The organism is Bacteroides sp. D2, from assembly GCF_025147085.1.
Lineage (GTDB): Bacteria > Bacteroidota > Bacteroidia > Bacteroidales > Bacteroidaceae > Bacteroides.
Genome location: NZ_CP102261.1, coordinates 5,615,795 through 5,629,949, shown reverse-complemented (window position 1 = coordinate 5,629,949; position 14,155 = coordinate 5,615,795). Strand labels below are relative to the sequence as shown.

Below are 14,155 nucleotides of genomic sequence, written 5' to 3'. Positions count from 1 at the left end.
TCTGTTTTTTCCGCCAAAGATAATAAAAATCAGCAAATAGCCTTTTATTCTTTCTCTTTATCGAACTATTGGAACATTTTTACTAACTATCGGAATGTGAACGTATCTTTGAAACCTCTATCTTTGTCTTTTGAAGAAATTAAAGAAATGATGTGTATGAAAAGAATGGTTTTCAGTTTCTCCTTTTTATTGTTTGTATCGGGAATAAATGCGCAGATAACGTTGGAAGAATGTCAACGGAAGACGCAAGAAAATTATCCGTTGGTACATCAGTATGGCTTGGTGGAGAAAACAAAGGAATATAATCTTGAGAATGCGGCAAAAGGATATTTGCCACAGTTTGCCCTTTCGGCTAAAGCTTCTTATCAGAGTGAGGTAACGGAAATTCCGGTGAAGCTTCCCGGAGTGGATTTGAAAGGAGTGCCGAAAGATCAGTATCAGGTGATGTTGGAGTTACAACAGAAAATCTGGGATGGTGGAGGAATCCGGATGCAGAAGAAACAAACGACTGCGGAAGCGGAGATAGAGAAAGAAAAACTGAATGTGGATATGTATGCGCTAAATAGTCGTGTAAATGACCTTTATTTTGGGATTCTTTTGTTGGACGAGCAACTGAAACAGAATGCATTGTTGCAAGATGAACTGGAGAGAAATTATCGCCAGATTACTGCTTACGTAGAAAATGGCATTGCCAATCAGGCCGATTTGGATGCTGTGAAAGTGGAGCAGTTGAACACAAAGCAGAAAAGAGTTGAACTGGTTTCATCGCGTATGGCGTATTTGAAGATGCTTTCACTTTTGGTAGGAGAGAAATTGTCGCAGGAAACGGTTTTGGAGAAACCTGTTCCTCAAGATGACATTTCGGCTGTCGGTGAGATTCGTCGTCCGGAATTATCTTTGTTCAATGCGCAAGGAGTAGGATTGCAAGTACAGGAGAAAGCTTTGAATGTGCGTCATCTTCCACAGTTCGGATTATTCGTGCAGGGAGCTTATGGAAACCCCGGATTGAATATGCTGAAAAATGAATTTTCTCCCTACTATATTGCGGGTGTTCGCCTTTCATGGAATTTTGGTAGTTTGTATACCTTGAAGAATGACCGGAAGGTAATTGAAAATAAACGCCGGCAATTGGATAATAACCGGGATGTGTTTCTGTTTAATACAAGATTGGAGATGACACAACAAGATCAGGCCATCCAATCATTGGAAAAGCAAATGCAGGATGATGATGAGATTATCCGTTTGCGTACCAATATTCGCAAATCGGCAGAGGCCAAAGTGGCGAATGGAACATTGACGGTGACCGAGATGCTTCGGGAATTGACCAATGAGAGTTTGGCACGTCAGTCGAAAGCGCTGCATGAAATTCAACGGTTAATGGGAATTTATCAATTGAAATATACTACGAATGATTAATATAACTTCTTTAGATATGGAACGAATGACAAAGATAGGAATGGTTGGAGTGGCATTGATTATGTTGGCTGCTTGTGGTAAGGGAATACCCGGCTATGATGCAACCGGCACGTTTGAAGCCACGGAAGTGATAGTCTCTGCCGAAGCTGCCGGAAAGCTGTTGCGACTGGAGGTAGAAGAGGGAACAAGACTGAAAGCAGGTGAGGAGATTGGGCTGGTGGATACGGTGCAATTGTATTTGAAGAAATTACAACTGGAGGCCAGTATGAAATCAGTGGAAAGCCAACGTCCGGATCTTGCTAAACAGATAGCTGCTACCAAACAGCAAATAGCAACAGCAGAACGTGAAAAGAAACGCGTGGAAAACCTGCTTGCCGCTGGAGCGGCGAATCAGAAACAGTTGGACGACTGGGACGCACAAGTCAAATTGCTTGAAAGGCAGCTTGTCGCACAGGAATCGTCATTGCAGAATAGTACGAACAGCCTGATAGAACAAGGAAATTCGGTTGCCATACAAGTTGCACAGATGGAGGATCAATTAGCTAAATGTCATGTCCAGTCGCCTATTGAAGGTACCGTATTGGCAAAATATGCAGAAGCCGGTGAATTGGCGGCGATAGGTAAACCGCTGTTTAAAGTGGCTGAAGTGGATCGCATGTATTTGAGGGCTTACATTACCTCCGAACAGTTGTCGCAAGTGAAACTGGGAGATGAGGTAACTGTGTATGCTGATTATGGAAACTCGGAGCAGAAAGCTTATCCGGGGGTAGTGACCTGGATTTCCGACCGTTCGGAGTTCACTCCCAAAACGATTTTGACGAAAAACGAACGTGCTAATCTGGTATATGCAGTGAAAATTGCCGTGAAGAATGACGGAGCATTGAAGATTGGTATGTACGGAGGAGTGACATTGAAAAATTAATGATTAAAAATTAAAGGAGAGGAGATGGAAAAGGGAGAACCCATAGTGGTTGTGAAAGAAGTCGGCAAGAACTATGGAACAGTGGAGGCGCTGAAAGAAGTTTCTTTCGTTGTGGAACGGGGAGAAATCTTTGGTCTGATAGGGCCTGATGGTGCCGGTAAGAGTTCCTTATTCCGTATTCTGACTACTTTGTTGCTGGCGGATAAAGGAACGGCCATGGTTGCCGGGCTGGATGTGGTAACGGATTATAAACAGATTCGTACGAAAGTGGGATATATGCCCGGTCGTTTTTCACTTTACCAGGATCTTTCGGTAGAAGAGAATCTGGAGCTTTTTGCTACCGTGTTCCATACGACAGTTCAGGAGAATTATGATTTAATTAAAGATATCTACCAACAGATAGAACCGTTCAGGAAAAGAAGGGCAGGGGCTTTGTCAGGTGGTATGAAGCAGAAACTGGCATTGAGCTGCGCTTTGATTCATAAACCGGATATTTTATTTCTGGATGAACCCACTACCGGAGTAGACCCCGTGTCGCGTAAGGAATTCTGGCAAATGCTCCGAAACTTACGGGAACAGGGGATTACCATTGTTGTTTCTACTCCCATCATGGATGAGGCCCGGCAATGTGACCGGATTGCTTTCATCAATCATGGACAGATTCATGGCATTGATACTCCCGAACGTATTCTTCATCAATTTGCGTCTATCCTTTGCCCTCCTTCCTTGGAACGGGAGGAAGTGAAGCATGAAGTAGCTCCGGTCATTGAAGTGGAACAGTTGACAAAGTGTTTTGGAGATTTTACCGCAGTAGATCATATCTCCTTTCTGGTGAACCGGGGCGAGATATTTGGCTTTCTGGGTGCTAATGGAGCAGGAAAGACGACAGCTATGCGTATGCTTTGCGGATTAAGTAAACCGACATCAGGCATCGGGAAGGTGGCAGGATATGATATTTACCGGGAGGCCGAACAAGTTAAGAAACATATCGGATATATGAGCCAAAAGTTTTCGCTATATGAAGACCTGAAAGTGTGGGAGAATATCCGTCTGTTTGCCGGAATTTATGGCATGAAGGAACAAGAGATAGAACGGAAGACAGAAGAATTGTTGGATCGTTTGGGGCTTACTGCCGAACGGGATACTCTGGTGAAGAGCCTTCCGGTGGGATGGAAACAGAAATTGGCTTTTTCAGTATCAATATTCCATGAACCGAGAATCGTTTTTCTGGATGAGCCGACCGGTGGAGTAGATCCTGCTACGAGAAGACAGTTCTGGGAATTGATCTATCAGGCAGCCGATCAGGGTATTACCGTGTTTGTCACTACCCATTATATGGATGAAGCAGAATATTGCAACCGGATATCTATCATGGTGGACGGTCAGATAAAAGCACTTGATACACCTGCCCGTCTGAAACAACAATTCGGTGCGGAAACGATGGATGACGTTTTTCAGAAATTAGCCCGCGGTGCGGTGCGCAAAGCAGATTGATTATGAGACAGTTTATAGCTTTTATAAAGAAAGAGTTTTATCATATTTTCCGTGACCGGCGAACCATGCTGATTTTGTTGGGGATGCCTGTTGTGCAAATTATTCTATTCGGTTTTGCTATCAGCACGGAAGTGAAGAATGTTCGGTTGGCGGTGCTCGATCCTTCTAATGATGTGGTAACGCGAAAAATAATTGATCGTTTGGATGCCAGTGAGTATTTCACCGTTACTGCACGTTTTCATTCGCCCCAGGAAATGGAAGCTGCTTTCCTAAAGAATGAAGTTGATATGGCGATTGTCTTTAGCGAACGGTTTGCGGATGATCTCTATACGGGTGATGCTCGTGTACAGCTGATAGTAGATGCAACAGATCCCAATATGTCGACTTCGCAAGTTAATTATGCGACAGGAATCGTTTCTATGGTAGGCCAGGAGATGATTCCCCCGAATATGTCGGCTGCCCGCCTGACTCCTGATATCAAATTGCTCTACAACCCGCAGATGAAGAGTGCTTATAACTTTGTTCCGGGAGTGATGGGCTTGATCCTGATGCTGATTTGCGCCATGATGACCTCGATTTCCATTGTTCGTGAGAAAGAAACAGGCACGATGGAAGTATTATTGGTTTCACCTGTGAAGCCGCTATTTATTATTTTGGCAAAGGCTGTACCTTATTTTGTGCTGTCGTTCGTCAATCTGATAACGATCCTTTTGCTTTCGGTCTTTGTGTTGGATGTTCCGGTGGTAGGAAGTTTGTTCTGGTTAATCACGGTATCTTTGCTGTTTATCTTCGTATCATTGGCATTGGGCTTATTGATTTCATCAGTCACACGTACACAGGTTGCGGCCATGCTGGTTTCCGGATTGATGCTGATGATGCCCACAATGCTTTTATCGGGCATGATTTTCCCTATAGAGAGTATGCCGGTGATACTTCAATGGATCTCGGATATACTTCCGGCACGTTGGTATATACAGGCTGTGCGTAAACTGATGATTGAAGGAGTACCAGTTGCATTGGTGTATAAAGAGATTGGTATCTTGTTATTGATGGCGACGGTACTTATTACGATCAGTATCAAGAAATTTAAGTATAGATTGGAATAATATGTCGATATGCCAATTGGCTGCATGAATACTATACAGTGTGCTAATGGGCAGATTGATAAATGGAAGAATTATTTATGATAAAGTTCCTGATAGAAAAAGAGTTTAAACAATTGCTTCGCAATTCGTTTCTTCCGAAATTGATTCTTGTATTTCCATGCATGATTATGCTGCTGATGCCTTGGGCGGTAAATCTGGAAATCAAGAATATACAGCTGAATATTGTGGATAATGACCATTCGGCTATTTCACAACGTTTAGTCAATAAGATTGCCGCCTCTACCTATTTCCGTCTGGTGGAAGTGCCGGCTTCGTATGAAGAAGGCCTACGGAATATTGAAATTGGAACGGCGGATATTGTGATGGAAATTCCGCGGCATCTGGAACGGGATTGGATGAATGGAGAAGATACCCACATACTGATAGCAGCCAATGCTGTGAATGGGACAAAAGGAGGGCTGGGGAGTTCTTATCTATCTTCTATTATTAATGATTATGCAGCCGAGCTGCGTTCGGAATATCCTGCAACTGCTACAGTCTCCGGTGCTTTCCCTTCGATAGGCATTGATACACAGGGGTTGTTTAATCCGAATCTGAACTATAAACTCTATATGATTCCGGCATTGATGGTCATGTTATTAACTTTGATTTGTGGTTTCTTGCCTGCATTGAATATAGTTAGCGAGAAGGAAGTAGGAACGATTGAGCAAATCAATGTGACGCCGGTTCCGAAGTTTATCTTTATTTTGGCAAAGCTCCTGCCTTACTGGTTGATTGGTTTTGTGGTGCTGACTGTATGTTTCATATTAGCTTGGTTAATTTATGGCATAGTGCCGGTCGGTCATTTTCTATTGATTTACTTTTTCGCAGTTCTTTTCGTTCTGGTAATGTCCGGTTTCGGACTTGTTATTTCCAACTACTCGGCAACGATGCAACAGTCTATGTTTGTTATGTGGTTCTGTTTGTTGGTTGTAATTTTGATGAGTGGTTTGTTTACTCCCATTAGCAGTATGCCGGAATGGGCTCAACTAATTACTAGGCTCAATCCTTTGAGGTATTTTATGGAAGTGATGCGAATGGTGTATTTAAAGGGGAGTGGTTTCTTTGATTTACTGCCACAGTTTGGAGTATTGTTGTTTTTTGCAGTAGTGTTTAATAGTTGGGCAGTGATTAGTTATCGGAAGAATAACTAAGGATAATAATATAAAAACAGCTCGTTTCCCTTTCAGGGAAAGAGCTGTTTTATTACTTCTTATCACCGTTTCCGGTGAACAGCAAGTGGTTACCGTATTACTTTATTTCGATTTGCCGATTTGGCTTCTTCACTTCTTCTTCAGAGAGTTTCGGAAGTTCGATGTTTAAAACACCATGTTCTACGGATGCAGCAATTTTTTCTTTGTCCACATTGTCCGGTAGAATCATTGTTTGCTGGAACTTAGAGTATGAGAATTCGCGACGCAGATAGCGACCGTCTTTCTTTTCCTCCTTGTTTTCAGTCTTTTTCTCCATGCTGATAACGAGGTTGTTGTCTTCATCAATGCGAACATTGAAATCATCCTTCGTCATACCAGGAGCAGCCAATTCCACTTTGTACTCTTTTTCTGTTTCCAAAACATTAATTGCAGGTGCAGTAGCATTTGCTTTTACCATCCAATCGTTATCAAAGAAATCATTAAAGATACTTGGTAACCAACTTTGAGTTCTTCTAACAGGCATCATAATTTTAGTCTCCTATCTTTAAGTTAAACATTCAATTAATAAATTTAGAACTTCGGTGTTTTCACTTCCGATGGTATAGGTTATCCCGCCTTCCATCGTCCGCTCTCGAACCGTTGTTCGCTTCTATAAATGCAAACCTTATGCCAAGAGATTTTAGAGACTAAAATTGTCTATTTGTCATTTTTATAATGTCAATTTTGCAATATAAATGACAAAATGTATCTTGTTTTTATTTATTTTATATAAGATAGATACTAATTTGATAACCTGTTTACTTCTTCTCGATCAGTTTGAACCTTATTCTTAGTGTTTGCCTTTCTTCGTCATAATCATAACTAATGATTTTGAAGATATCCACTTCAGAAGTATTGGATACATGCAATCCGATGCAGGCGCAGGCATCATAATCTCCAATGCGGACAATGCGAAGAGTTTCGCTTGCATCGGCAGGTAGCTTACTTAAATCTACAATATCTTTGGCCTGTTCATGAGTCATAAACTCAACAGTCACAGGTAGGTTCTGACTGATTACCTCGTTCACTCTATCTTCAATAGATTGGATTTGTTCCGCTGTCGGACATGACGAAAGTATATAGTCACATTTGCTTTTTTTCCTTTCGATGTGGGCATTGCGAGAACGTGGGCAGCCAAAGGTTTTCACCATGGTGGCATTGAGTAAATGCTCTGCTGTATGCATAGGAGGGTATTCCTGCTTGTTGTGATCGTTGAGTTGAATTTGCTGTTCCATAAATTATTTCAATAACTTTTTATTTTTAATATCTTCTAATATGCTCATTTGTTGAATTGCTATTTGATTTAATTTGATGAGTCTATCCTTTCTTTAACTATGTATAATTCAAATTCAACGGAAATCCAACTTGCAAATTTGAATGCAATGTCTTTGTGAGCAAAAGTGCCTCCATATCGTCCTGATTTGGATATAATTCCAATAGCACAGGTGGTTTCTATCCATTTTTGAGGGGAAAGAGTAAACGCATTTAGTCCTGCTTCTTTTTTAAACCCCTCGAATTCGAGGGGTTTAAAATGGGGGTTGTACAATATCTCCCATAATCCTAAATATTCAATGGTCATTCTATTACGTAGCCAGTTGGCAATAACAGCATTGGCATCTGTCGTCTTGTATTTAGCTATGTCGGTTAAGGAAATGTAATCTGTATCGTTGATTTTTAGGATAGTAACATCTGTTTTCTGAACTGTAATCTTTGCCATATTCTGATTTTTCAGTAAAGGTAGAGCTATATTTGGGAATAAAGAAACGTATATCACTTTTTATTCAGGATATGTTAAACTCACTTCCATGCATCGGGGATATCTCGCTTATTCAATTATTATTTTCTCTCCCAAGAAATGAGGTTGTTTATCTATACCTAAATCTATAAACATTTTGACTCTTGCAAGTAATTCCCGGATGTTAGTTTTCAGTCCGGCATAAGCATTTACATTTGGGGCGTTGTACCCGATGGCGTCTATTCCATTTTTCTCTGCAAGATAGATCGCTCGTTCGTTATGGAAACGTTGGGAGATGATGGTCAGATGATTTTGTCCAAACACTTCTTTGGCACGTACAACAGAGTCGAGAGTCCGGAATCCGGCATAATCTAAATAAATGGATTTTTCAGGAATACCTTTTTGCATGAGTGCTTTCTTCATTTCTTCCGGTTCATTGTAATCCTCTTTACGGTTATCGCCGCTGATGAGGATATATTTAATTTTCCCGGCTTTATATAACTCTACTGTTGCAAGAATCCGATAATCGAAATATAAATTGTTATTTCCATTTTTCAACTTGGGAGATGTTCCGAGAAGTAATCCTACATTGTTGGAGGGGATAGTATTTACTTCCGTATATAGTTTGGAGACTGTGTGTTTCTTGATTGTCCTGTTACATACAATTATGCTGATTACACACAGGATAGCTATTATTAGAGTGGTATAAAGTAGTTTGCGTTTCATGTTTCGGATAATAATTGTGACTTTACAAAAATACCATTCTTTTTTAGGAAATCAAGCATATAGACATAAAAAAAGGAGCAACGCCTTGCTCCAACCTTTGTTAACCTTAAATCTAATACTATGAAAAACACAGTGCAAAGATACGGACTATTATGGAATTAGCAAATAATCCAAGAAAAAATGCATGTTATATAACATAGATTAAGAAAAAGTACCTTCTCCTTAACGGTTATTCGATGTTTTGGACGATAGACAAATGCGTATGCTTCCATTTCTGTTATACTATAAGTATCTTTTATTGTTCAGACGAAAGGTGGCGGATAGATAACCTGTTTCCATTATTTCTGTTACCCGATAGGTTAGGAGTGATGTTTTTTCTTGATTTGAGGGAATAAAAAGTCTGCCGGAATTTTGGGGATTCCGGCAGATTGTATGTAAGGATATGACTATATGGTTATCTTATCATCTTCTTTACTGCACTTTTTCAAGTGTGCCGTCAGCTTTGAACTGATAACCTACTTCACCCGGTAATCCGGTATTCAGGAAACTGATATTCGCAGAAAGGTCAGATTCGGAAGTAATGCTCTTTACTTTTGAAGCATCGTCACTAGATTTTTCACCTATACCTCTGTTTGCACCTTTACTTGTAACATAAAGTAAGGAACCGTTATTATTACCATCATCTGCATAACCTATTACTGCACCAGTATAAACATTATATGCTTGCGGACCTGTACCAGCGACTACTGTACCTGTGGAATAACAATTATATACTTTTATGTCTCTTTTTGACGATCCAATAACACCCCCTGTACAACAGTTATTCCCAGATGCTCCTTCACCACCAGTCACTGTACCTGTAGTGTAATAACATGCCTGTATACTACCACTAATAGAGATAAAACCAACGACTCCACCTGCGGTTACTATATCATTAGTACTCTTTGTAGCAGTCACATTCCCAGTAGCATGACAAGCCTTTATGACACTAAGAGGTGCCCATCCAACTACACCACCTGCAATTTGACCTGATATGCTAGCAGAACTACTGCACTTTTCAATTGTAGAACTATTACTACTTCCTACAACACCTCCAGCATAGGTACCAGTAACGATACCATCAGAAACTTTGATATTCTTTACAGTTGCTGCACTTATATATCCCAAGAAACCAGCATAGGCTATAGTATTGCTCACTTTCAGTCCAGAAATAGTCTTCCCATTGCCATCGAAAGTCCCTTTAAATGGTTGACGAGATGTTCCTATCGGAGTCCACTCTTCATTATTCAGATTGATATTGTCTTTTAGTGTGATAGTCTTGCCACTGAAATCAACAGCAGCAGATAGGCCGTTGAAAGTCAATGCGCTTCTATCACCATTAACCAGTAATCCGAATTGTTTTAATTCTTCCAAAGTGGAAATTTCAAAATTACCACTTTCTTTGCCTGCTAAATACCATCCATAACCTTTCAACTTCTCTGTCACTGTCACCGTACAAGTAGCAGTAAATCCACCATCTTCGGTAGTTACCGTAATAATAGTAGTTCCTCCCTGGGCGACACCTGTTACTGTACCGTCAGCAGCAATGGTGGCAACTCCGAGTTCGCTGCTCGTCCATGTCACATTCTGATTCGTTGCATTAGCAGGAGTGAAAGTTGGAATCAACTTCACTGTGCTACCCTCCGGTACGGACTTATCTGCAAGAGCAACGTTTTCTACACTGATGTCCGTAGTATATACGATAACACGAGTAGCAGAATGTTCCGTTCCGTCTTTGCCAACAACAGTTACTTTCAATAAAGCAAACTCACCTTTCTCAATATTTGCTGGCAGGGTGAAAGTTACTTTAGCGTTAACATCAATCGTCTTATCTTCTTTGAATGTCGGGCTGGTAAGTTCTACACCCCAGGGAGTAGAAGCTGCACGAGTGGTAGCTTTTACAATAGCTACTTCCATTCCTTTACTGCTGGTCAGTTCGGCTTTGATAGCGGCATAATCACCGTCTTTTACGTTAAGCGCCAGTGTGAGTTCATGTTTTTCGCTGTTCACTTTAAACTCGTCGAACTTGTCAAATATCTTCATTTCGCTTGCCATTGGCAGGGTAAATGTTGCACCGCCTTCACCTGCAAGGGTAAAGGTTACTGTACCTTTGGTTTTGTCTACCGTTACACCGTCTGCGGCAAATACGGCATCGCCTTGTGCACCGTCTGCTCCGGCAGCACCTGCTGAACCTGTTTCACCCTTGTCGCCTTTATCACCTGTGGCTTGTACTTTCTTTCCGCTGTTCAACAACCATTCACCGTTTACTTTCCAATAAACTTTACCGTCGGTGTCTGTAGCTACGCTTAATACGGGAGACTGACCGTTTATACCTGCGCTTCCGTCCACACCCTTATCGCCAGTGGTGCGAATCTTCTTGCCATCGGCATCGAGCATCCAAGTGGCGGCAGTAGTACCAATCTTTACTGTCCAGTAATACTCTCCTTCGAATTTGTCTACTCCGATAATAGGAGTCACACCGTCCGCTCCTTTGGCTCCATCCTTGCCGTTGTAGATGGTGATGGATTCGCCCTTGCTGAAATTGATAGTGTAACCATTGGTCACGGGTGAAACTCCTGTCACGTAGTCTTTCGCTTCCAATGCGGTGACCAACCCTTGCAGGGCGCTGATTTGCCCATTGACGGTGGTACACCACGTTTCCAACTTTTCCACTCTTGACTGAAGATCGCTAATGTCGTTCTTGATAGCGGTGTCGTCATAGTCTTTTGAACAACCGAATACTGCCATTGCCGTAACCAGTAGTAAGGCGTAATGTCTGAATTTCTTCATTGTTTTGTTGCTTTAGTTAATAATTTGAGTACGTCCCGTTACTTTGTAGGTAACGGGAAAACCTTTGTTTACGCCTGTTGCAAGGTAAATCATACATGGAAAATAAAAAATAGTAATCAAACTCTCCACCCCTGCTTTTCAGGAGAATGGTAGGGGGAGAATGTCTTTTGCAAATTTTAGATGTCGATGAAGCTCTAATGCAAAGAAGTGATATGTTTTGCTCGTGCTATTTCCCTTTTGGAGTAATTTGTTAGAAATAATGTTTGTTTCTGTTTGCTTATTTTAGTAAATATGCATACTTTTGCTGCATATTCAAAATCCCGTTACCTACAAAGTAACGTTCTATTTGTCAGGCGATTGCTTTCCCTATCGACCGCTCTACGAAATCAATAATCCTCCTGTTCGCATCATCTATTTTCTTGCTGTGAAATGGCTTCAGGTAGGTTTCTGTTACCGTGATGGACGAATGTCCCATCGCTTCAGAGATCACTCCCGGATGGATTTCGCAATAATAAGCAGTCGTAGCCCACGTATGACGTGCAGCATAAGAACTTAATCGCCCCTTAATCCCCAACAGTTCACCCAACAAAGCCAGCTGGTGATTGAATCCCCGCAATGCCAACTGATATTCCCGGTATGCCTCCTCCGTTCCCTCACCACTCCGCAGGATGGGAAACAGATAGGGAGAAGCGACATCCCGATTCATATAGCGCTGCAACAGAAACATCGCTTCCGTTGTCAATGTCACGGACAATGTGCGGCCTGTCTTTCTGCGTCGATACGTGATTACATTCTCCTTCAAATCATTCTTGCGTAGATAAGCCAGATCGACGAACGGCAATCCGCGGAGCAGGAACATCAGGATAAACCAATCCTGTGCAGTGCGCATGGCAGTAGTGGCGGAGGATTGTGTAGCCAGACGGGTGAACACTTTCTTCATGTCCTCATTGTCCAATGCCCGCTGACGGTCTGTCCTTGTACCCGTGTAAACCGAACGGAACAAATGAGGCACATACGTTGCTTTCCGTAAAGTAACCGCACGATTATAGACCGCCCGCAAGGTGCGCAGATAAGTAGACACTGTGTTCCAACTGCATCCACGTTCCCGCAGACTGTTTTCGAAACGCTTCAACCATTCGGGCGTCAGTTGCCGGAACAGCATCTTGTCCGAACCCAGAAAGGTGCGGATTGCATTCAAGCTGCTCCGGTACACATGAGCAGTCCCTAAATTTCCCCTTCGCTGCAACTCGGCAGCGATTTCTTTCATAAACGAAATCAAATCTTCTTTCTTCATCAACTTTTTTAATAATTACTATGAGCTGGTTTAACAGCCGAATTTATTCAAAAAAAGCAAAGCTACAAATAAATTTTAGCACATGCGATTTGCGTTATAAAGATTCAAAAAATAGGAAAATCGAACTATATATTTTAATATATATAGTTTATTATTTATATATTTATAATAATACGCTTAGTGTTTCAAGGGGACTTTTTCAGGCAGGTGTAACCGGTTGCCATATAGCGAGTTATCTGCCTTTGGAGAGTGTTCCACTATGCGTTCGGCAAAAAGGCGCTTTTTTATCCCCCAAATGGAGGCTCTAAACCCATCCGGCAGAGCCTCTGTTTGATACATTCAGAGGCTTCATTTCAGGCAGATGAAGCCTCTAACTTTTGCCTCTCCAAAGAAAGGCTATTAATGTGCGAACGTATACGACTATTTAGAACCGAAACCAACCGAAAAGAACCGATAAATTTAGAAGCTCCCCGCGTATGGCGTATTTTTGCTGGAAACCTGAAAACAATAACAAATATGCAGAAAAAATCTCTCCCGTCTGACATTTATCAGCACATTATGGCATGGAAATGCACAAAAAAATGGCCACACAAAGTATAGTGCATCACTTTTCTTTTTATCTTTGCATGAAATATAATATTACTAATACTTAATATAAACATGGATAAAAGAAGATGGGGCCAATGGATATTATTGGCTGTTGTTTCCTTGAGTTTCTCGATAGGAGAAAGCTATGCACAGAAAAATGATTTTGCTAATCTACGTCGTTATTCAAAAGAAAATGCTGCACTTCCACAAGCGACAAAGAAAGACAAACGGGTTATTTTTATGGGAAATTCCATTACGGAAGGATGGGTAAGGACTCATCCGGATTTTTTCAAATCAAATGGTTACATTGGCCGTGGAATCAGTGGGCAGACTTCCTATCAATTCTTGTTACGTTTTCGGGAAGATGTGATTAATCTTTCTCCTGCTTTAGTGGTGATTAATGCCGGAACAAATGATGTCGCTGAAAATACACAAGCGTATAATGAAGATTATACATTCGGAAACATCGTTTCTATGGCGGAACTGGCAAAAGCAAATAAAATAAAAGTAATTTTGACTTCCGTATTGCCTGCTGCTGCATTTAAGTGGAGAATGGAAATAAAAGATGTTCCGCAGAAAATTAAATCTTTAAATGACCGGATAGAGGCTTATGCAAAAGCAAATAAAATTCCGTTTGTTAATTATTACAAGGCAATGGTGGTTGACGAAAATCAGGCCTTGAATCCTCAATATACTAAAGATGGAGTTCATCCAACGAGCGAGGGGTATGATATTATGGAACCGTTGATTAAAAATGCCATAGAGAAGGCTCTTTGATTTATCATCGCTTGAAGTAGGAATAATCCAACTATA

The 14,155-nt window shown here is 41.3% G+C and carries 11 protein-coding genes and 1 pseudogene; 6 read left to right on the top strand and 6 right to left on the bottom strand.

Going from position 1 to position 14,155, the window contains the following annotated elements; genetic code table 11:
* The first annotated feature begins 156 nt into the window (after positions 1–156).
* The 5 genes from NQ505_RS21300 to NQ505_RS21280 all read left to right on the top strand — a co-directional run bounded on the left by NQ505_RS21300 (position 157) and on the right by NQ505_RS21280 (position 6,131).
* Positions 157–1,416, top strand: a complete 1,260-nt coding sequence (locus NQ505_RS21300; RefSeq protein WP_004325719.1) for a TolC family protein — start codon at positions 157–159, stop codon at positions 1,414–1,416.
* A 16-nt stretch (positions 1,417–1,432) separates the two neighbouring features.
* Positions 1,433–2,338, top strand: coding sequence for an HlyD family secretion protein (locus tag NQ505_RS21295; protein WP_008998595.1), 906 nt, complete (start codon positions 1,433–1,435; stop codon positions 2,336–2,338).
* Between the two features lie 24 nt (positions 2,339–2,362).
* Positions 2,363–3,832 carry an ATP-binding cassette domain-containing protein gene (locus tag NQ505_RS21290; protein ID WP_008998594.1) on the top strand — a complete coding sequence of 490 codons (1,470 nt, stop codon included), beginning with the start codon at positions 2,363–2,365 and terminating at the stop codon, positions 3,830–3,832.
* 2 nt (positions 3,833–3,834) lie between these two features.
* The gene (locus NQ505_RS21285; protein WP_004300010.1) at positions 3,835–4,938 is read left to right on the top strand and encodes an ABC transporter permease; all 1,104 of its coding nucleotides are present in this window, start codon (positions 3,835–3,837) and stop codon (positions 4,936–4,938) included.
* 77 nt (positions 4,939–5,015) lie between these two features.
* Complete coding sequence (locus NQ505_RS21280) at positions 5,016–6,131, top strand: ABC transporter permease (protein ID WP_004303641.1); 1,116 nt, start codon at positions 5,016–5,018, stop codon at positions 6,129–6,131.
* Positions 6,132–6,228: 97 nt separating this feature from the next.
* Here the strand turns inward: NQ505_RS21280 and NQ505_RS21275 are convergent, their stop codons facing one another.
* The 6 genes and pseudogenes from NQ505_RS21275 to NQ505_RS21250 form a co-directional block, all read right to left on the bottom strand.
* Complete coding sequence (locus NQ505_RS21275; RefSeq protein ID WP_004300008.1) at positions 6,229–6,657, bottom strand: Hsp20/alpha crystallin family protein; 429 nt, start codon at positions 6,655–6,657, stop codon at positions 6,229–6,231.
* 271 nt (positions 6,658–6,928) lie between these two features.
* The gene (locus NQ505_RS21270; RefSeq protein WP_008998593.1) at positions 6,929–7,405 is read right to left on the bottom strand and encodes a hypothetical protein; all 477 of its coding nucleotides are present in this window, start codon (positions 7,403–7,405) and stop codon (positions 6,929–6,931) included.
* An 89-nt stretch (positions 7,406–7,494) separates the two neighbouring features.
* Positions 7,495–7,887 (bottom strand): annotated as a pseudogene (locus NQ505_RS21265) (KilA-N domain-containing protein); the annotation flags it as partial.
* A gap of 108 nt (positions 7,888–7,995) precedes the next feature.
* Entirely contained in the window at positions 7,996–8,631 is a 636-nt protein-coding gene (locus NQ505_RS21260; protein ID WP_008998591.1) for a vancomycin high temperature exclusion protein, read from the bottom strand.
* A 471-nt stretch (positions 8,632–9,102) separates the two neighbouring features.
* Positions 9,103–11,460 carry a PL29 family lyase N-terminal domain-containing protein gene (locus NQ505_RS21255; RefSeq protein ID WP_008998590.1) on the bottom strand — a complete coding sequence of 786 codons (2,358 nt, stop codon included), beginning with the start codon at positions 11,458–11,460 and terminating at the stop codon, positions 9,103–9,105.
* 349 nt (positions 11,461–11,809) lie between these two features.
* Positions 11,810–12,754 (bottom strand): tyrosine-type recombinase/integrase, encoded by a 945-nt coding sequence (locus NQ505_RS21250; protein ID WP_259826158.1) that lies wholly within the window; start codon positions 12,752–12,754, stop codon positions 11,810–11,812.
* 660 nt (positions 12,755–13,414) lie between these two features.
* Between NQ505_RS21250 and NQ505_RS21245 the strand changes: the two genes are divergently transcribed.
* Positions 13,415–14,119: an SGNH/GDSL hydrolase family protein gene (locus NQ505_RS21245; protein ID WP_008998585.1), complete on the top strand. Its 705-nt coding sequence runs from the start codon at positions 13,415–13,417 to the stop codon at positions 14,117–14,119.
* The last annotated feature ends 36 nt before the right edge of the window (positions 14,120–14,155 follow it).

What these genes read in the sequence shown, in the direction of transcription:
- NQ505_RS21300 (WP_004325719.1), top strand. Translation starts at nt 157, where the DNA reads ATGAAAAGAATGGTTTTCAGTTTCTCCTTTTTATTGTTTGTATCGGGA.
- NQ505_RS21295 (WP_008998595.1), top strand. Translation starts at nt 1,433, where the DNA reads ATGGAACGAATGACAAAGATAGGAATGGTTGGAGTGGCATTGATTATG.
- NQ505_RS21290 (WP_008998594.1), top strand. Translation starts at nt 2,363, where the DNA reads ATGGAAAAGGGAGAACCCATAGTGGTTGTGAAAGAAGTCGGCAAGAAC.
- NQ505_RS21285 (WP_004300010.1), top strand. Translation starts at nt 3,835, where the DNA reads ATGAGACAGTTTATAGCTTTTATAAAGAAAGAGTTTTATCATATTTTC.
- NQ505_RS21280 (WP_004303641.1), top strand. Translation starts at nt 5,016, where the DNA reads ATGATAAAGTTCCTGATAGAAAAAGAGTTTAAACAATTGCTTCGCAAT.
- NQ505_RS21275 (WP_004300008.1), bottom strand. Translation starts at nt 6,657, where the DNA reads ATGATGCCTGTTAGAAGAACTCAAAGTTGGTTACCAAGTATCTTTAAT.
- NQ505_RS21270 (WP_008998593.1), bottom strand. Translation starts at nt 7,405, where the DNA reads ATGGAACAGCAAATTCAACTCAACGATCACAACAAGCAGGAATACCCT.
- NQ505_RS21260 (WP_008998591.1), bottom strand. Translation starts at nt 8,631, where the DNA reads ATGAAACGCAAACTACTTTATACCACTCTAATAATAGCTATCCTGTGT.
- NQ505_RS21255 (WP_008998590.1), bottom strand. Translation starts at nt 11,460, where the DNA reads ATGAAGAAATTCAGACATTACGCCTTACTACTGGTTACGGCAATGGCA.
- NQ505_RS21250 (WP_259826158.1), bottom strand. Translation starts at nt 12,754, where the DNA reads ATGAAGAAAGAAGATTTGATTTCGTTTATGAAAGAAATCGCTGCCGAG.
- NQ505_RS21245 (WP_008998585.1), top strand. Translation starts at nt 13,415, where the DNA reads ATGGATAAAAGAAGATGGGGCCAATGGATATTATTGGCTGTTGTTTCC.